Source organism: Niabella insulisoli, assembly GCF_039652435.2.
Classification (GTDB): domain Bacteria; phylum Bacteroidota; class Bacteroidia; order Chitinophagales; family Chitinophagaceae; genus Niabella; species Niabella insulamsoli.
In genome coordinates this window covers 949,417-966,769 of record NZ_CP190246.1, presented here as the reverse complement: position 1 = coordinate 966,769, position 17,353 = coordinate 949,417, and the positions used below count along the sequence as shown (strand labels likewise).

Here is a 17,353-nt window from a genome sequence, read left to right as displayed (position 1 = left end):
TTATGATTCTATAGATCGAATAGAATTGATCAGGCACTTATTTCCTCCGGTTCCGCATTTTCCGCAGGAATGGCGTTTAAGGTCTTTTCCAACAGCTTTTTAACCTCGGGGCGGCAACTGCCACATCCCATGCCCGCTCCACTGAGTTGGCATAACTGCAAATGATCTTTGCAACCTGCTTTGATTTTATTAACCAGATTACCTTCGCCCACATTATTGCAGCTACACAAAAGTTTCCCAATGACAGGTTCGGAAGGCTTTCCCGCGCGCAGCAACTGCAGCCGCTTCTCGCTGAGTTCAATTCGATTTTCGATCAGGTTGCGAAACTCTAAAAATTCATTCTTGTCGCCGATCAAAATAGCACCGACCATGCGATCATTGTGAATAATACATTTTTTGTAAAACCTTTTCGCTTTGTCTATAAAAACAACTTCTTCGTAAGCCGGGTCGTCGGGGCACTCCACTTCGCCCAACGAACAAAAGTCAGCCCCATGCACTTTCAAAATATTCATCAGCAAAGTGCCTTCATAATAACGCGAAATATTGCCATTGAGGTATTGCGCCACAATTTCCCCCTGCTGCTCTGCGGCGGCCGTGATGCCAAAAACTGCGCCGCGAAACTCTGCAATCTCGCCGATCGCAAAAATGTCCGGATCATTGGTTTGCAAGTATTCATTTACCACCAAACCACGCTTGCAAGTTAGGCCGGCAGACTTTGCGATTTCAACATTGGGCGTTGTGCCGATAGCCACCACGATCGCTGCACAATCGATCTGTAAACCACTTTTTAGTTTTATTCCCGTGAGCGTATTGCCGCCTAACACCCGGTCGATCTCATCATTGTAATAAATATCAATGCCTTTGTCAATAAGTTCCTCATGTAAAAGCTGGCTCCCCAGCGGATCGAGTTGGCGGTTCATTAACCGCGAGGTTCGTTGTATGACGGTGGATGCTATATCCATTTCGCGGAGGGAAGCGGCCAGTTCTATCCCCAAAAGGCCGCCGCCGATAATTACCACGCGCCCGGAGGCGCCGCCGATATGTTCCAGAAAATAATCAGCGTCGGTTCTGCTGCGCATGGTGAAAACCCCTTTCATATCCGGCAGATCCCTGAGCATTGTGGCCCGGCTGCCAGTGGCCATTACCAACAAATCGTAACGATGCACAACTCCGTTGCTGTCAGTGACGCTTTTATTTTCCCTGTTGATGCTTTCAATGCTTACACCGCGATGCAGTTTGATATTATATGCATACTCCTCTTCGTCCGTCATCTTTACCAGGTTATCCCATTTCAAAGTGCCGGTAATATAATCGGGCAGCAATACACGGTTATAGAAAGGATAGGCTTCTTTACTAAATACCTCAATCTCATCGGATGCATTTAACTGCCGATGCGCTTTCACAAATCCGCAAGCGCCGGCGCCGGCGCCTACCACTATTATTTTTTGAGGAGGCCGTTGATACAAGCCTACTTCAACAGCGGTATATTTATAATCTGGCTCTTTGCTTTTCGGATCGAGCAGGTTATTGGTAACATTATTAACGCGGTTTAGATCACTTTTCAAAACCTTACCCCAATGCATGGGCATAAAGACAACGCCCTTCTTTATATCGGTTGTTAATTTCGCCCTGACGCGAACTTCGCCGCGACGGCTGTTCACTACTACGATCGCCTCATCCTTAATGCCGCGCCGCTGCGCATCTTCGGGATGCATTTCGAGGAACGAAGCGCCCAGGTGTTGTTTCAATTTATTAACCTTTCCTGTCTTACTCATGGTGTGCCACTGATCACGAATACGGCCGGTGGTGAGAATGAGCGGAAAATCACCACCCAAAGGTTCAGACCGGTGTTCGTCATCAGCCGTATGAATAATCGCTTTCCCATTTGCGGTATAAAATTTTTTATCGGTAAACAAACGTCGGGTTCCAAAAAAAAGATCGCTCCCCGCAGGCGCTTTCAAATGTTGCGCTGTGAATGGCCACTGCACGGAAAGGCGGCTCTTCAGCGTTTTATAATCCAGGCCGCTGATGTCCACATTCGTGCCTTTGGTTAACGCCGCGTGCTCGTCAAAAATTTCGGAAAAGCTTTTAAAGTCAAAGCCCGGATAACCCATTTTTTTTGCGAACCGGCAGATGATTTCAGCATCCGGCAGGGCCTCTCCCGGCGCTTCCACGATTTTGTTTAAATAACTCACCCGCCTTTCGGCATTGGTCATCGTGCCTTCCTTTTCCGTCCAGGCAGCTGCGGGCAAAATCACATCGGCATAATGCAGCGTTTCTGGTTTATTGCTTATTTCCTGCACGACTACAAATTTTGCTTTTTTCAAAGCAGCCTCCGCCTTTCTCACATCGGGCAGGCTGATAAGCGGGTTCGTGCAAAGAATCCAGATAGCTTTCAACTTTCCACTATCCAGCGCCTCAAACATTTCCGTAGCGGTTAAACCGGGTTTCGCAGGAATGGTGCCGCGCCGTACCTTCCAGAAATCCTCCACTTCCGCGCGATGCGCTTCATTCGCAAGGTCGCGATGCGCCGGCAACAGGTTTGACAATCCGCCGACCTCCCGGCCACCCATCGCATTGGGCTGGCCGGTAAGCGAGAGCGGGCCTGAACCGGGCTTTCCGACATGACCGGTAATAAGATTGAGATTGATCAGCGAAAGATTTTTACCCACTCCCACCACACTTTGATTGAGCCCCATCGTCCACATCGTAATAAAGCCTTTCGCATTGCCGATATAAGCCGCCGCCTTCCGAATCAAAACCTCTTCTACGCCGCAAATCAATGCAGCTTCTGCCAGCGTTTTTTCGAAAACGATAGTTTTATATTTCTCAAATCCTTCGGTGTTTTCTTTAATAAATGAAGCATCGATATCGCCATTTTCTATCAAAACCCGACCTATGGCGTGGTGCAGTGTAATATCGGTTCCGGGGTTTAACTGCAGATGCAGATCAGCCGAAGCGCAGGTTTGTGTTTTCCGGGGATCGCTTACAATGATTTTTACATCAGGGTTGCGCTCTTTAGCCGCTTCCACCCTTCTCCACAAAATGGGATGGCACCAGGCGGGATTGGCGCCTGCCACAAAAATAACATCCGCCAATTCGACATCTTCATAACTAACCGGCACGCTGTCTTCACCGAGGCTCATTTTATAACCTACGACAGCGCTGCTCATGCAGAGCCTTGAATTTGTGTCGATATTATTGCTGCCGATAAATCCTTTAATCAGTTTATTGACAACATAATACTCTTCGGTAAGGCATTGCCCTGAGGCATAAAAAGCAACCGAGTCCGGGCCATATTTTTCAATGAAGGTTTTAAAAACAGCGGCCGTACGTTCGAGCGCCGCATCCCAGCTCACCCGCTGACGGGGCTGATGCTTTGCGTATCGCATTTCAGGATATAACAAACGGTCACTGGTGTCATTCACAGTGTAATGAAGATTCATTCCTTTGCTACACAGCATACCCTTGTTCACCGGATGTAAAGGATTGCCTTCAACCAGCAGCTTTCCTAATTTATCTTTCGTAGCCGTTATACCACAACCAACGCCGCAATAGCAGCAGGTAGTTGTTTGTGGCTTGCTATCAGCAGATAAAACAGGTTTTGAATAGACACTTTTTTCACTCATTAACTTCCCTTTGATGGCTGCAATCGTCAGAGGCCGTTTATGATTTTTTTGAACCGATCATGGCGCTGGCGCCGGCTCGAGCACCAATGCCGCTTCTTCGGTTTCGCCTGCCGGCTTTGCAAATTTGGTTACCAGTACGATCAGCGCCACGGCGATAACAATGTACCCGATATAGCTGAAAGCCTGCACGTAGGTTATCTCCGGGCTTTTAAATAAAAAACCAAACATCATTCCACCCAGGTTGCCTCCCGCTCCAACAATGCCGCTCACCAGGCCTACATTTTTTTCGTTGATAAAAGGCGTTATCGCATAAGTGGTGCCGTTGGCCATTTTCAGAAACAATGCAAATGACAACATGGAGATAATGGCGAGTGTTAGAGAGCCTGCACTTGCAAAAAGAATAAGGCCAACCCCTTCGATCAGCAAAACGGCTGCCAGCAAAAGGCCTTTTCCGCGCAAGCCATGCACCCTACCTACACGGTCAGCAAAAAAGCCACCCATGGCGCGCGCAAATAAATTCATCAGGCCGAAGGCGCCCGCCCAAAAACCAGCGGTCTTCTGGTCGAGCCCATAGTGTTGTACAAAATGAAGCGCCGCCACATTATCAAACGTGATTTCCATACCGAAACACATCGCATAAGCCAGCGTTAACGCCCATATACGCCAATCCTTCAAAACACTATAGTCTGTTTTTGATTTCACGCGGTTTCTCTCAATCTCATCAAAGTTGCCGGCGGGCGTATCTTTTGTAAAACGCCAGTTTAAAAAAGCTGCCAGCAACATCATCACTCCCGGGATAATCATCGCATAACGCCAGGCTTCGCTTTTGGTGAAGCCAAAGCCAACAATGGCGGCGAAAATTAAAGGCATCACGATATTGGTAACGCCGCCGCCCAAATTTCCCCAACCGCCCGTCACTGCGTTGGCCGTTCCTTTTATCGACGGCGCGAACATCATTGATGTATGAAATTGAGTAACCACAAATGAAGCGCCGATCACACTTATTGCCAGGCGAAACAATAAAAAAGAAGTGTAGCTGTCTGCCAGGCCTACCAGGAATACGGGGATAGAACCGATCAGCAAAAGAGCGGTATGTGTTTTTCGCGGCCCCCAGACATCGCAAAGCCTCCCGATCAGAAGCCGCGCCACAATGGTTCCCGACACGGAAGCGATGATAATATTACCAATCTGTGATTTATCAAGATTCAAATCTTCCTTTATCGTAGGCATCAGCGGAGCCAGCCCAAACCAGCCGAAAAAGCAGACAAAGAACGTGAGCCAGGTAATATGAAAAGTGCGCATTTGAATGCCTTTTACAGAAAATACATTCAACTTGGTTAAAGGCCTGGTATTAATATTATTCATTGTAAAAATATTTGGGTTAATGTTTTGAATAGATAATCAGCATTCATTAAAATTTATAGCCGGCCCCGATACCCAACTCCCACCGGCCATCGCTGGCTGCGGTTTTAGCATTATAGTAAACAGGAATTTGCAGCGCAATATGTTTGTAGGCCATCGTCAAGCCTGCGCCGAGCGTGGGCGTCACCCATGCGTTTTTTTTAGCGCCCGCCGCCACTTTATCTTCTTTGATTCTTAAAGAAGGCAGCATTCCCAAGGCAATAACGCAGGGCTTTTTAGCGTATTTGATACATGGGCCGCCAAAATTGACATAAGCGCCATTATCTACATAACCGGCTATCACCATTCCATCCCAAAGAGCGGGTTGAACTTTGGCGCCACCGGTTTGGGCCTGCGCTTTGGGCGCGGCCGCGATTAAAAAAACAGAAGCCATCAACAGGTTGCATTTTTTCATCAGTTTGTTTTTAGAGGGTTTTTGGTTGACTGCATGCGATTTAGAATCAGCTGCAATACTATGTCTACGATATGCTTATTGCGGAGGCTGCTGCTTTTCTACCTGGATATAAACAGTTCCGTTTTCTACTTTTACAGGATAGGTTTTAATGTCGCATTCATCGCCACTCAGGCACTGGCCCGTCACCAGCGAGAAGGTTTTTTTATGAAAAGGGCAGGCTACCTTCGGCTCGTCGCCAGCAGAACCCAACATGCCACGGCTTAGTGCCATTTGCCTTTTGTGAGGACATAAATTTTGCGTCGCATACCATTCGTTACGCCGCGTAAAATAGAACAGCGCAATCTGCTCTTCTCCATATTTCACACATACGCCGCCGTTTAATACCGCATCTTCTACGGCACAGGCTGCAAACCAATGCGTTTCTGTTAAAGGAATAGTTGGATGATCGTACATCATATACTTCAATAAATTTTAAGATGAAAGGTCTGTGTTGGAAAAGCGAATTATGAAACCGCGAGCGTGTTCGTCCATTCGGTTGCTTTTTTCTGACCTCTGAAAGAATCGAACTGAACGGAGGGATCTTTTTCCTGCGGCGCGTTTACAAAGTGATTAAAACGCTTTCTTATGTCAGGATTTTCGACAGCAGCTTTCCATTCGCACTCATAATTGTCCACCAGCATCTGCATTTCGTTTTCCAGTTCGGCGGCGATACCCAATGTATCGTGTACCACCACGTTGCGCAGGTAGTCAATGCCACCTTCCATTTTGTTCAGCCAGGTTGCTGTTCTTGTAAGCGGATCGGCGGTTTTGATATAGAACATTAAAAAACGGTCTATATATTTAATACAGGTTTCTGAGTCGAGGTCGGTCGCCAGCAGCAGGGCATGTTGAGGTTTAGAGCCACCATTTCCGCATACATACAAATTCCAGCCTTTTTCGGTAGCGATAATGCCGAAATCTTTCGATTGCGCTTCAGCACATTCCCTGATACAACCCGAAACGGCTGACTTAATTTTATGGGGCGCCCGGAGTCCGCGATACCTTTCTTCTATGCGGATGGCATAGCTGACACTGTCGTGTAAACCAAAGCGGCACCAGGTGCTGCCTACACAGCTTTTAACAGTTCGCAGTGCTTTTCCATACGCATGGCCACTTTCAAATCCTGCCTGAATCAGCTCTTCCCAAATCAAAGGCAGATCGCCTACGTGGGCGCCGAACATATCAATACGCTGACCACCGGTTATTTTGGTGTAGAGATTATATTTTTTTGCCACCGTGGCGATGACCAGTAGTTTATCGGGAGTGATCTCTCCGCCCGGAATGCGCGGCACGACCGAATAGGTGCCGCCTTTTTGTATATTAGCGAGAAACCGGTCATTCGTATCCTGAGAGCTGGCGTTTTCTTTCTTTACGATCAGCTCGTTCCAAAGGCTGGCGATAATTGAAGTGACCGCCGGCCGGCAGGTTTCGCACCCATCGCCTTTGCCCAACTCGTCGAGCACCTCGTCAAAACTGTGGAAATCTTTCATCTTAACCAGGTCGTAAAGCTCCTGGCGGGAATAATCAAAATGCTCGCACAAAACATTCCTCACCATTTTGCCTTGCTGCTTCATCGTATGCACCATAATATCTTTCACCATGGGCGCACATCCTCCGCAACCAGTTGCAGCTTTGGTACATTTTTTAATGGCGTCAACATTTTCGCAGCCGGCTTCAGTTACGGCATTGCAAATATCTTTTTTGGTGACCCCCTCACAGCTGCAAATCAAAGCGTCATCGGGCAGGGCAACCACACCTGCGCCCGCATCGGCGGCGCCTTCTTTTGCCTGGATAATAAGATCCATCGGATTGGGAGGCAGCGCCATTTTATTTTTGCAGATCTGCAGCAACATATTGTAAGCATCTGCATCGCCCACCAATACGCCGCCCAGCAATTCTTTTCCGTCGTTCGAGAAGTTGATCCTTTTGTAGACGCCCAAATGGTTGTCTCTGAAAACAATGGTTTTCGCTTCCTCGCCAGAGATAAATGGATCGCCGAAGCTGGCGACGTCCACGCCAATCAGCTTCAGCTTGGTGCTCATATCAAAACCAGGGAAAGCTTTTTCGGCGCCGGCAAGGCCTGTGGCGACTACGTCGGCCATTTCATAACCCGGCGCTACCAAACCATATATCATTGAATTGTGCAGCGCGCATTCGCCGATGGCAAAAATGCTCTCGTCGCTTGTTACCATTGCGTCATTCACCACAATACCTCCGCGCGGACCAACTGTCAGGCCGCAGGCCCGAGCCAGCTCATCTCGCGGCTTGATGCCCGCAGAGATAATAAGCATGTCGGTGCTCAAAATCGACCCATCGGTAAAAATCATTCCACTGATGGTTTCGTTCCCCAGGATCGCTGCCGTGTTTTTGCCGGTATGTGTGGTAATATTAAGATCTTTTAATTTTTGTATAAGAATATCCGAACCGGCTTCATCGATTTGACGCGGCATAAGGCGGGGCGCGAACTCAATCACATGGGTATCTTTTATACCCAAATCGAGGCAGGCTTTTGCCGCTTCCAGTCCGAGCAGACCGCCACCGATTACGACGGCCGTCTTGGTGGTGGGCGCATGGCGCCAGATCATATTCAAATCTTCGATAGTCCGATACACGAAAACGCCGTGCTTATCCACCCCCGGAATCGGAGGCACAAAAGCCGAAGAACCGGTAGCAAAAACGAGATAATCATAAGTAAGGGTAACGCCCTCAAAAGAAGTCACGGTCTTTTTGTCGCGGTTTACTTCCTGTATGGGATCGCCCAGGCGCAAATCAATTCCTTTTTCTTCATACCATTTTACCGGTTGGAGGGTAAGGTCATCGACTGTCTTGCCAGCGAAATAGGAACTTAAATGCACGCGATCATAAGCAGCGAGCGTTTCTTCTCCAAAAACAGTTAACTCGAGGTTATCAATTCCCTTAGAGAGCAATTTTTCGCAGAATTTTTGGCCAACCATGCCATTTCCGATTACAACAACTTTCATAATGTCGTTTTTAGTTAAAAATGGCCAACAATCTTATATTAATAAATATTCTATATATGTGTTTTACAAGTTAAACCTATAAATAAACAAGAATAATCATCTTTTTAGTATATCAAATTTAATACAATCTGATTAATATTTCGTAATTTTGGTCAGAAAATATTATATATATTTTATTATAATTTATATTTATGGCAAAATTAATCTTAATTGGAGCAGGCCCCGGAGATCCGGATTTAATCACAGTTAAAGCATTAAAAAAGCTAAAAACAGCTGATGTTGTGCTTTACGATGCATTGGCAAGCCCCGAGTTACTCGCGCATACCCAACCAGGCTGCATCCATAAGTTTGTCGGCAAACGCTACGGTTGTCACGCGCTAAGCCAATCCGAAATCAATCACCTTATATTAGAATATTCCAGCCAATACGAATGTGTGGTGCGTTTAAAAGGCGGCGACCCCTTTGTTTTTGGCCGGGCATGGGAGGAAATAGAAACTGCACAACAGGCTGGTATTGACGTCGAGGTGGTACCGGGCATTTCCAGCGCTTTGGCCGTACCTGCGTCACAACTCATTCCATTAACGGCCAGGGGCACGAACGAAAGCTTTTGGGTAGTGACGGGCACCACCAGAGAGGGCGCAGTCTCAAAAGATATTGAACTGGCGGCGCAATCGAGCGCCACAGTAATAATTTTAATGGCGATGAGCAAACTTGAAGCTATCACTGAACTATTTGCAAAATATGGAAAAGCGGAAACGCCGGCCGCTATTATTCAAAACGGAACGCTGCCTAATCAAAAATCCGTAACCGGAAAGGTAAAAGATATTTATTACAGGGCGCAATATGCAGGCCTGGAAAACCCTGCCATTATCGTTATCGGAGCGGTCGTAGCACTCCCTCAATTGCTTTTTGAAAACAGCCAGGTAAAAGAACTGCTGACAGCCCGCCAACAATAGAAATCACGCGCTTACAGGAGTTTCTGCTATCTTTATTTTTATGTCACGAAAGAAAAATACGGATACCAGCCAATCCTTTCTCCACAGCCATTGCTTAAAGGAATGGCGCCCGGCGCTCGATGCCAACCTTGAAGTACTTCATTATAAGAAAGGAGCCGTCATTTTCTCAGAACAAAGCGAGGTTACCGGCATTTATTTTATGGTGTCCGGCGTGGTGAAGGTGCATAAGCTTTGGGATGAAGATAAAGAGCTGATCGTTCGATTTGCCCATCGCCAGGACATTCTGGGGCATCGCGGCCTCAGCACCCTTTCCAAACAATATCCTATTACCGCGACTGCTTTGACAGCCGTTACCGTGTGTTATATCACCATCGATTTTTTTGAAACCACTTTTAAAGTAAACAAAGATTTTGCGTTTGCCTTCATGATGTTTATGGCCGACGAACTTCAACTCTCCGAGATACGGATGCGCAATCTTGCGCACATGACGGTAAGGGCCAGGTTGGCTGGTGCCCTATTATCGCTGGAACAAAAATTCGGCAAGAACGATAAAGGATTTATTGACTTCACCATCAGCCGCCAGGATATTGCCGCCTACGTCGGAACCACCTATGAAACCATTTACAAAGTGTTGGCGGAGTTTTCAGAGCTTGGCCTTATACGCACTTCAGGAAAGGAAATTGGCGTGATTAATCGAAGCGCCCTGCAGAAAGCCATATGTTAATTTTTAAATAATCTTAAAAATAACGGCGGGCAACAACTTAATTGGCATTGAATTCTATTAATTTTAAAAGAACAATTTTGTTAAATTAAACTACTGAATCATGAAAAAAATTCTCGCTGTACTAACAATTGCCGGCTTTTTATTTGCGCTCCCGTCTTGTAAAGGCAAAAGCGACGCCGATCTGAAAACTGCCGTAGAAAACGCACTACATAGCAATCCTGACTTATCGGGCGTATCGGTCGAAGTAAAAGATGCAACCGCTACCCTTTCGGGTGAAGTGAAGGATGCTACCACGCAGTCTGCAGCCGAATCGACGGCAAAAGGGGTAGATGGCGTAAAGGGCGTTGACAACCTGACAACCGTTGCGCTTCCGGAACCCGTTGCTCCCGTTGTAGTTACAGCTGACGATAGTTTGCAAGCCGCTGTTGCGGATGCCGTGAAAGACCACCCCGGCGTAACCGTTTCGGTTTCAGAGGGCGTCGTTACTTTGAACGGCGATATTGCTAAAGATGATCTTAAGATATTGATGCAGAAAGTGCAAGCCACCAAACCTAAAAGAGTGGATAGCAAAGGATTGAATGTAAAATAATCCCGTTAGCACATTTATAAAATGATTATGCTCATTCATTACAAAACATCTTCTTATCAAACCAAAAAATAAAAACACACAATATGGCACTTCAGGAAAAATATCAGGCATTAGTAGATGCCGCTACCAACGCCGGCGTTTCTAACCTTGCTGTAAGAGAGCAGGATGGCGTTTTATATATCGACGGTGACGCACCCAGTGGCGCCGTTAAAGATCAATTGTGGGATGTCTATAATCAGATCGACCCCAATTATGCAAGCGGCGATTTGATACTGAATGTAAATGCAAAGGTGGAAGTGGGAAGCCAGGTAAAAGTGATTACGCAGGATTCCAATTTGAACATCAGGAAAGGCCCCGGAACCGACCAGCCGATTGTTGGCAAAGCCGCTAAAGACGAAGTGATTACACTGGTAAGCAAGGCGAATGATCTTTGGTGGTCCGTTCGCACTAAGGATGGCGAGGAAGGATATGCTTATTCGCAATACCTTGAGCCTTTAGCTTAACATACAAATGTTTTATGGTAAAGCTCTGCATTTGCAGGGCTTTTTTTGTGGGCTGTTTTAACGGCTTTTAAGAGTAATCATCTTTTCTTTAGAAATAATAAGGAATACATTAACGAAGTTTTTATACCTGACGCTTTCGCTGCTGCGTTTTATAAATAGAAATGCGATCGTAACCTTATCAATAAAAATTACCATCGTAATTATTAAAACTCTAAAACCACATATCATGAAAAAAATTGCAACAAAATTCGTATTGGTAGCAGCTTCGACGTTTATTATGAGCTCAGTAATGGCTCAAACAGATACCACAAAATCTCCAGTGCCGGACACAACAAAAACTCCCGCACCGCCACCCGAGCCAACGGAACCAACAGAGCCCACAGATACGACAAAGGCTCCGCTGCCTCCAACCTCTTTTCATCAACAAAGCACATCTTCAATTGCAGCTCATGTAGCGAAATTCAGTCATACCTTTTACGCTATCAATAACAGCGCAATATTGAATGCTAAAAAACTTGAAATGAAAGAAGAAAACGAAGCTTAACCAGTATCACTGATTTAGCTAGTTGCAATAGCCATTCCGCGTTGGAATGGCTATTGCATTTTTCGAATGTGACCAGCGCCCGGGTTTAAAGCGCGGCTTAAATTCACCAAAACGAAATTGAATGAAAACAGCCAAAACAATTGTAAGTTTGGGTATGTCAACAAAAATAAAATGCCCGGGCTGCGGCAACGAATTTGAACCTAATGAAGCCATTCGGGAAGAAGTGGAAAAGGAGCTCCGCTCAAAAGTAGCGGATTGGCAAAGGCGGAAAACAGAAGAACATGTGGCCGACTTGCAAAAGAAGGAACAAGAATGGCAGAAAAAATTACAAACAGAAAAAACAGCGTTACAACAACAATTGGAAGGGCAGCTCAGGAAGGCGATCGCCAGCGACTTTGAAAATAAATTATCCCTCCTTCAAAAAGCCAACGAAGAAAACGAAGAAAAACTAAAACTTTCTCGTCAGCGCGAAACCGAATTTCTAAAGCAGCAACAGGAATTAAAAAATAAAGAAGCTGAGCTCGAACTTACGCTACACAAAAAACTGGGCGAAGAGCGCGAAAAGCTTGCCGAGCAACTTCGTAAAATCGAAACAGAAAAATCAGCTCAAAAGGAAACTGAATACCAGTTAAAACTCCGAGAGCTTGAAAAGCAACTCGAAGACCAGAAAAAACTCGCCAGCGAAATGAAGCGTAAGGCAGAACAGGGGTCGATGCAATTGCAGGGCGAAAGCCAAGAGTTAGCCCTGGAAGAGATGCTTGCCGCAGCTTTCCCGTTTGATAGAATTGAAGAAGTAGGTAAAGGAGTAAGAGGGGCCGACTGCATTCAGGTGGTTAGAAATAACCTCGGCGCCGAGTGTGGCCGCATTATTTGGGAAAGCAAACGCGCTGAAAATTTTGGCGGCGAATGGATTGAAAAATTAAAAGCGGATATGCGTTCGCTAGGCGCCGATATCCCGGTTTTGGTGACACGGCGCTATCCGAAGGAAATGGAATGTTTCGGAGAAAAAGACGGCGTATGGGTTTGCAGTTTTTCGGAAGCGAGGGCATTGGCTTCGGTTTTGAGAGATAGCATCCTTCGCATTTTCAACGCCTCAAAAAGCCAGGAAAATAAAGGAGATAAGATGAACCTGTTATATAGCTATCTTACCAGCCCGGAATTTTCGGAACAATGGAAAGCGATACGCGAAGGGTTTTTAAGTATGAAGATAAGCATTCAAAAAGAGCGCGACGCAATGGAAAGGCTGTGGAAGGCGAGAGAAAAACAACTTGAAAAAGTGTTGCTTAACGCCACGCATATCCGCGGTTCGATCGACGGCATTAGTGGCCTGGAGCATGTCGATCTCAATCTTATAGATTATGATAGCGCTGATTAGAGACTGCCAACGATGGTAATTTTTCTTGATCGCGACAAACCGCCGGGATTACAGCCCGGCACACCCTCAGGAATCGGAATTTCCAGTTGTTGATAATACTTTTCCCATACCGGGAAATATTCGTCGGACCCCGGCCGCTTAAAAGTCATCGGCTCCAGCTTGAATAACGGCTTTCCTCCTGCCGCGTTTTTAAAAGCTTCATAAATCAGTTCCGAACAATAAAATTTTCCATTGTCGGGCAAAAAAGCAAGATCATAAGCGACGCCTATTTGCTGGTGCAGATAACCGATTGCGGAGGGAATTAATTTCCGGTAACGCCTTTTTAAGCGCCCGGCAATAAGCTGATGCGCCGATCGTTTGCTAAAAGAATCTAGCGCGAGGCGGCGAACGCCTGCGGCTACGCTTTCCCAAATATAGATGTTGCCCCCTTCCCTTTCAACCATTCCCATGTGGGAAAAATCGTGTTTGTGCCAACCACGCGTAACCGCCTCGATGGCTTCGCACATGTCGCCGCAATCAAGATTTTGAAAAAGCAGATCGCCTGTTTTCAGGTCTTTCAAATTTAGTCGCTGTGCCGCAGCCCCAACTGCAATACTATTTATTAAAGCAATCAAAAAGAGTAATCGTAATTTAAATATCTGCATAGTAGTGTTGGTTTAATGATAGGCTGCCTACTGAACCGGCGTGCATACATAACTCAGGCAAAGCGGCTGTATTAACTCAATATGAATGTCGGCGTAAGTATCCGTTTTTGCAAAATAGCAGGATAACCCCTTTCCTTCCCTCAGGTAATTTTTTAGCTGAATATGTTGTTTAAAATCGATTTGCCCCTCGCCATACCATTTAAAAACTGCTTCCTTCGCGCTCCACAACTGCGTCAGCGTTTCTATGCCGCCCGGTTGCAAAGCCTGTTCTTCGGCATCGCTGATAAATTTCCGGCGCACTTTGGCCACTTTTGCTGAGGGTAGTTCGATATCAATGCCCACCCTATGATCGCTGCTTACAATAGCTGCCGCATAATCCGCACAATGGGAAATAGAAAAATGATAGGCTTCATCAGCCAGAAAAGGCTTTTTTGTATCGGCAATTTTGATCTGCTCGCTGGGAAAATCAGGAACCAAAAATTTAAGTAAAAAACGCCCTGCCAGGTGTTGCAGGCGTTTGTGCGCATGAGTAACATCACGGTGCTGGGGAACGCGTTTTTTAAAAAAGGCCTCCTCTTCCGTAATATGCCAGATACCTAAATGAGTTGTGCTGTTTATTTCTTCTTTATAAAAAACCGGCATAGGGGTAACAGATTAGATGTGGTAAGGGTTTTGATGCTGATTCCTTCTTACTGATAAAAAATGTGCACAAAGCAAAGTGATAGGCGGGAAAAATTACCGATCGGCTAATGGAAACTCAACTGTAAATATTGACCCTTTGCCTAAAACGCTTTCCACTTTCACGGTTCCATTGTGCGAGTCAGCGACTGACTTCACATAGTTCAGGCCTAATCCAAACCCTTTTACATTGTGCAGGTTCCCGGTATGCGCCCTGTAAAATTTTTCAAAAATCCGCTTCTGCGTTTCGCGGCTCATACCAATGCCGTTATCTTCAAATTTCATGACCAGGTTGTGGCCTGAGTTGCTGGTAGAAATCTTCAGCATGATCGGCACATTGTCTTTGGAATATTTTACTGCATTGTCGATCAAATTGTTTACCAGATTGGTGAAATGCACTTCATCTGCATTGATTTTGTCTGAAGCCGCTTTTAAATGAAGCTCGGCTTCGCCGTTCTTGTCGTGCAATTGTAATTGAAAATTATCGATCACATTTTCGATCACTTCATGCACATGCAGCGGTTTTAAATCTATTTCCGCCTCGCGCTTTTCAAATTGTGAAGCTTTAAGAATGGTTTCCACCTGCTTGTTCATCCGCTGGTTTTCTTCCTTAATAATGGCGCTGAAATAGTTCAATTTTTCCGGACTGGTAATGACTTTCTCATTTTTCAAAGCGTCTACCGCCAGCGAAATCGTGGCGATGGGTGTTTTGAATTCGTGCGTCATATTATTGATAAAATCGTTCTTTATTTCGCCCAGCTTTTTTTGCCGCAACATTGTATAAACGGTAAGATAAAAAGCCGAAACGATGATCAGCGTAAACAGAACTGCAAATAAAATGCTCCAGATCAGCGATCGCTTCACGAACGACTTCCAATTTAGCACCGTTAAATAAAGCACTTCATCTTTTGTAATATTTTCTGATGCAGATCCGCTTTGGGAACGAATGAAACGGACGGGCGGCGTATAGTTTTTCAATGAATCGCTGCTTACCTGGTAAAAATTGGGCGACTGCTTCTCAATATTAATATTGCCACCCATCATTTGCCCCGAAATAAAAGCATACTCAAATTCCATATTCTTCAACTCGGCCTCATCAAAAGCGCGTTGAATAATCTTTTCAATTTCGTCGCTGCTGAGTTTTGCACCGATGGTGATGGTTTTATAATCAAAAAAACTGCGTTGCGAAAAAAGGCTGCTATAGTCGTCGCTGGCGGCATCAATATACTGATCGCGCAAGCGCCCAAATTCGGTGCTGAGGCTTTGGTACACATTATCAATATTCTGCTTCACCTGATCCTCCCTAAGCGCGATAAGGTTTTTCAGCCAGGATATTTGCATCACAATAATCCCAACCAGCGACAAGGTGATTAAAACTGTGATGGAGGAAAATAATTTTTTCACGAAAGCAAATATAATGATACCAAATTTGCTGATCCTTGTTCGTCATCTACTTTTCTACTTTTAACTTTTTATAAAAGAAAACGGGGCCGTGCCACTTTCTAAAAAATAAGTATATTGGCGTTATGATAGCGCCCATCAGTGGAACATTGTTACTCGCCAATCCGCACCTCGATGATCCTAATTTTTTAAGGACAGTTATTTTCCTGTGTGAACACAATGAGGACGGAAGTTTTGGCTTTGTGCTCAACCGGAAACTTTCCTATTCGGTAGACGAGCTCGTACCCGAACTCGGAGATTTTCGTCTGCCCGTTTTTGAAGGTGGCCCGGTTGAATTGAATACCCTCCATTTTATACACCAGTTTCCTGAGGAGATACCCGGCGGGAAAGAGGTGTTATCGGGCGTTTATTGGGGCGGCGATTTTGATAAGCTAATTGAACTCATCAATTCGAGAACGGCGGACACGAATAAAATCCGGTTCTTTTTGGGGTATAGCGGATGGAGCCCGGGACAATTGAAAGATGAAATGGAAGAAAAAACGTGGATCGTGGCGGACGCGGCTAAAAAGTTTCTTTTTGCCGAGGCGGAAACCGAACTTTGGCGCGATGTTTTGAGGGAATTGGGTGGCGAATATGAATTGATCATCAACGCGCCGCTGGACCCCAGGTTGAACTAAATTTTTTTGAGCGCCGGGCGCTTTTATTTAAGTATTTACCATGAGAAAGTTTTTATTTATAGCGATACTAAGCAGTTCGTTTTTCTTATCGGGTTGTGACACGCTTCAAAACGTTGCGGGAAGCCTTTCCAATTTTGAAATGTCGCAGGGCCTGAAGGAGGCATTAACGCAAGGGCTGTTTAGCGGGTTCGAAGCTTTTGCCAATCCCGATCAGGGCAACGCCCTGGTTCGATTTGCCTTTCCCGGCGAAGCCGCAAAAATTGAGAAGACGCTCCGAGACCTGGGGCTGACTTCCGTTGTTAACAATGTCACCTCAAAGTTTACCAATGCTATGTCGCTCGCAGTTCAAAAATCCAAACCCATCTTTTTGAATGCTGTAAAAAGAATGAGCATTACGGATGCGGCGGGTATTTTGCTAAGCGGTAATCAAAACGCCGCTACGCAATATTTCAAAGCGTCGATGACACCCGAACTGATGACTGCCTTCAGGCCGATTGTAGACAGCACGGTGCGCACCACCGGCGGCGCTGCCGAATACAGCACCCTGGTAAGAGCTTATAATGCGCTGCCCTTTTCCAATAAAAAACTAGAACCCAACCTCAATGACTTTATTGCAGCGCGCGCGATTGATGCTATGTTTTTATACGTGGCGCAGAAAGAAGCCGATATTCGCTCCAATGTATCGGCCAGAACCACACCGCTGCTACAGCGTGTTTTCGGCTATGCCGATCTTCAAAAAAGAGGATCGGGCAGTTTGCCCAACTAGGGAAAGGTGCACAAAAGGTTTTCATAAAAAG

General features: G+C 45.8%; 16 protein-coding genes. 8 read left to right on the top strand and 8 right to left on the bottom strand.

Features of this window, described 5'->3' with window-relative positions:
* Positions 1 to 29: 29 nt before the first annotated feature.
* From ABDK00_RS04195 to nirB, 5 genes are all read right to left on the bottom strand, one after another.
* The gene (locus tag ABDK00_RS04195; RefSeq protein WP_346238258.1) at positions 30 to 3,629 is read right to left on the bottom strand and encodes a molybdopterin-dependent oxidoreductase; all 3,600 of its coding nucleotides are present in this window, start codon (positions 3,627 to 3,629) and stop codon (positions 30 to 32) included.
* Between the two features lie 57 nt (positions 3,630 to 3,686).
* Entirely contained in the window at positions 3,687 to 4,994 is a 1,308-nt protein-coding gene (locus tag ABDK00_RS04190) for an MFS transporter (RefSeq protein WP_346238257.1), read from the bottom strand.
* 46 nt (positions 4,995 to 5,040) lie between these two features.
* On the bottom strand, positions 5,041 to 5,445 hold the full coding sequence (locus ABDK00_RS04185; protein ID WP_346238256.1) for a hypothetical protein: 405 nt from the start codon (positions 5,443 to 5,445) through the stop codon (positions 5,041 to 5,043).
* Positions 5,446 to 5,520: 75 nt separating this feature from the next.
* On the bottom strand, positions 5,521 to 5,901 hold the full coding sequence (gene nirD, locus ABDK00_RS04180; protein ID WP_346238255.1) for a nitrite reductase small subunit NirD: 381 nt from the start codon (positions 5,899 to 5,901) through the stop codon (positions 5,521 to 5,523).
* A gap of 47 nt (positions 5,902 to 5,948) precedes the next feature.
* Positions 5,949 to 8,465, bottom strand: a complete 2,517-nt coding sequence (nirB, locus tag ABDK00_RS04175; RefSeq protein ID WP_346238254.1) for a nitrite reductase large subunit NirB — start codon at positions 8,463 to 8,465, stop codon at positions 5,949 to 5,951.
* A gap of 191 nt (positions 8,466 to 8,656) precedes the next feature.
* Between nirB and cobA the strand changes: the two genes are divergently transcribed.
* The 6 genes from cobA (at position 8,657) to ABDK00_RS04145 (ending at position 13,156) form a co-directional block, all read left to right on the top strand.
* The gene (gene cobA / locus ABDK00_RS04170; RefSeq protein ID WP_346238253.1) at positions 8,657 to 9,421 is read left to right on the top strand and encodes a uroporphyrinogen-III C-methyltransferase; all 765 of its coding nucleotides are present in this window, start codon (positions 8,657 to 8,659) and stop codon (positions 9,419 to 9,421) included.
* A 40-nt stretch (positions 9,422 to 9,461) separates the two neighbouring features.
* On the top strand, positions 9,462 to 10,145 hold the full coding sequence (locus tag ABDK00_RS04165) for a Crp/Fnr family transcriptional regulator (RefSeq protein ID WP_346238252.1): 684 nt from the start codon (positions 9,462 to 9,464) through the stop codon (positions 10,143 to 10,145).
* A gap of 100 nt (positions 10,146 to 10,245) precedes the next feature.
* Positions 10,246 to 10,734 (top strand): BON domain-containing protein, encoded by a 489-nt coding sequence (locus tag ABDK00_RS04160; protein ID WP_346238251.1) that lies wholly within the window; start codon positions 10,246 to 10,248, stop codon positions 10,732 to 10,734.
* A gap of 83 nt (positions 10,735 to 10,817) precedes the next feature.
* On the top strand, positions 10,818 to 11,237 hold the full coding sequence (locus ABDK00_RS04155; protein ID WP_346238250.1) for an SH3 domain-containing protein: 420 nt from the start codon (positions 10,818 to 10,820) through the stop codon (positions 11,235 to 11,237).
* A gap of 226 nt (positions 11,238 to 11,463) precedes the next feature.
* Positions 11,464 to 11,781, top strand: coding sequence for a hypothetical protein (locus ABDK00_RS04150; RefSeq protein ID WP_346238249.1), 318 nt, complete (start codon positions 11,464 to 11,466; stop codon positions 11,779 to 11,781).
* Positions 11,782 to 11,902: 121 nt separating this feature from the next.
* Positions 11,903 to 13,156 (top strand): DUF2130 domain-containing protein, encoded by a 1,254-nt coding sequence (locus ABDK00_RS04145; RefSeq protein WP_346238248.1) that lies wholly within the window; start codon positions 11,903 to 11,905, stop codon positions 13,154 to 13,156.
* Here the strand turns inward: ABDK00_RS04145 and ABDK00_RS04140 are convergent.
* The 3 genes from ABDK00_RS04140 to ABDK00_RS04130 form a co-directional block, all read right to left on the bottom strand.
* Positions 13,153 to 13,770: a YiiX/YebB-like N1pC/P60 family cysteine hydrolase gene (locus tag ABDK00_RS04140; protein WP_428400362.1), complete on the bottom strand. Its 618-nt coding sequence runs from the start codon at positions 13,768 to 13,770 to the stop codon at positions 13,153 to 13,155. The genes ABDK00_RS04145 and ABDK00_RS04140 overlap by 4 nt on opposite strands.
* A gap of 57 nt (positions 13,771 to 13,827) precedes the next feature.
* Positions 13,828 to 14,442, bottom strand: a complete 615-nt coding sequence (locus ABDK00_RS04135) for a 4'-phosphopantetheinyl transferase family protein (protein WP_346238246.1) — start codon at positions 14,440 to 14,442, stop codon at positions 13,828 to 13,830.
* Between the two features lie 93 nt (positions 14,443 to 14,535).
* Entirely contained in the window at positions 14,536 to 15,882 is a 1,347-nt protein-coding gene (locus ABDK00_RS04130) for a HAMP domain-containing sensor histidine kinase (protein ID WP_346238245.1), read from the bottom strand.
* Positions 15,883 to 16,004: 122 nt separating this feature from the next.
* On the opposite strand from ABDK00_RS04130, the gene ABDK00_RS04125 reads away from it, so the two are divergent.
* The gene (locus ABDK00_RS04125) at positions 16,005 to 16,556 is read left to right on the top strand and encodes a YqgE/AlgH family protein (RefSeq protein ID WP_346238244.1); all 552 of its coding nucleotides are present in this window, start codon (positions 16,005 to 16,007) and stop codon (positions 16,554 to 16,556) included.
* A gap of 40 nt (positions 16,557 to 16,596) precedes the next feature.
* Positions 16,597 to 17,322: a DUF4197 domain-containing protein gene (locus ABDK00_RS04120; RefSeq protein ID WP_346238243.1), complete on the top strand. Its 726-nt coding sequence runs from the start codon at positions 16,597 to 16,599 to the stop codon at positions 17,320 to 17,322.
* Positions 17,323 to 17,353 lie beyond the last annotated feature (31 nt).

What these genes read in the sequence shown, in the direction of transcription:
- ABDK00_RS04165 (WP_346238252.1), top strand. Translation starts at nt 9,462, where the DNA reads ATGTCACGAAAGAAAAATACGGATACCAGCCAATCCTTTCTCCACAGC.
- ABDK00_RS04190 (WP_346238257.1), bottom strand. Translation starts at nt 4,994, where the DNA reads ATGAATAATATTAATACCAGGCCTTTAACCAAGTTGAATGTATTTTCT.
- ABDK00_RS04160 (WP_346238251.1), top strand. Translation starts at nt 10,246, where the DNA reads ATGAAAAAAATTCTCGCTGTACTAACAATTGCCGGCTTTTTATTTGCG.
- ABDK00_RS04155 (WP_346238250.1), top strand. Translation starts at nt 10,818, where the DNA reads ATGGCACTTCAGGAAAAATATCAGGCATTAGTAGATGCCGCTACCAAC.
- cobA (WP_346238253.1), top strand. Translation starts at nt 8,657, where the DNA reads ATGGCAAAATTAATCTTAATTGGAGCAGGCCCCGGAGATCCGGATTTA.
- ABDK00_RS04120 (WP_346238243.1), top strand. Translation starts at nt 16,597, where the DNA reads ATGAGAAAGTTTTTATTTATAGCGATACTAAGCAGTTCGTTTTTCTTA.
- ABDK00_RS04145 (WP_346238248.1), top strand. Translation starts at nt 11,903, where the DNA reads ATGAAAACAGCCAAAACAATTGTAAGTTTGGGTATGTCAACAAAAATA.
- ABDK00_RS04125 (WP_346238244.1), top strand. Translation starts at nt 16,005, where the DNA reads ATGATAGCGCCCATCAGTGGAACATTGTTACTCGCCAATCCGCACCTC.
- ABDK00_RS04195 (WP_346238258.1), bottom strand. Translation starts at nt 3,629, where the DNA reads ATGAGTGAAAAAAGTGTCTATTCAAAACCTGTTTTATCTGCTGATAGC.
- nirB (WP_346238254.1), bottom strand. Translation starts at nt 8,465, where the DNA reads ATGAAAGTTGTTGTAATCGGAAATGGCATGGTTGGCCAAAAATTCTGC.
- ABDK00_RS04185 (WP_346238256.1), bottom strand. Translation starts at nt 5,445, where the DNA reads ATGAAAAAATGCAACCTGTTGATGGCTTCTGTTTTTTTAATCGCGGCC.
- ABDK00_RS04135 (WP_346238246.1), bottom strand. Translation starts at nt 14,442, where the DNA reads ATGCCGGTTTTTTATAAAGAAGAAATAAACAGCACAACTCATTTAGGT.
- nirD (WP_346238255.1), bottom strand. Translation starts at nt 5,901, where the DNA reads ATGATGTACGATCATCCAACTATTCCTTTAACAGAAACGCATTGGTTT.
- ABDK00_RS04150 (WP_346238249.1), top strand. Translation starts at nt 11,464, where the DNA reads ATGAAAAAAATTGCAACAAAATTCGTATTGGTAGCAGCTTCGACGTTT.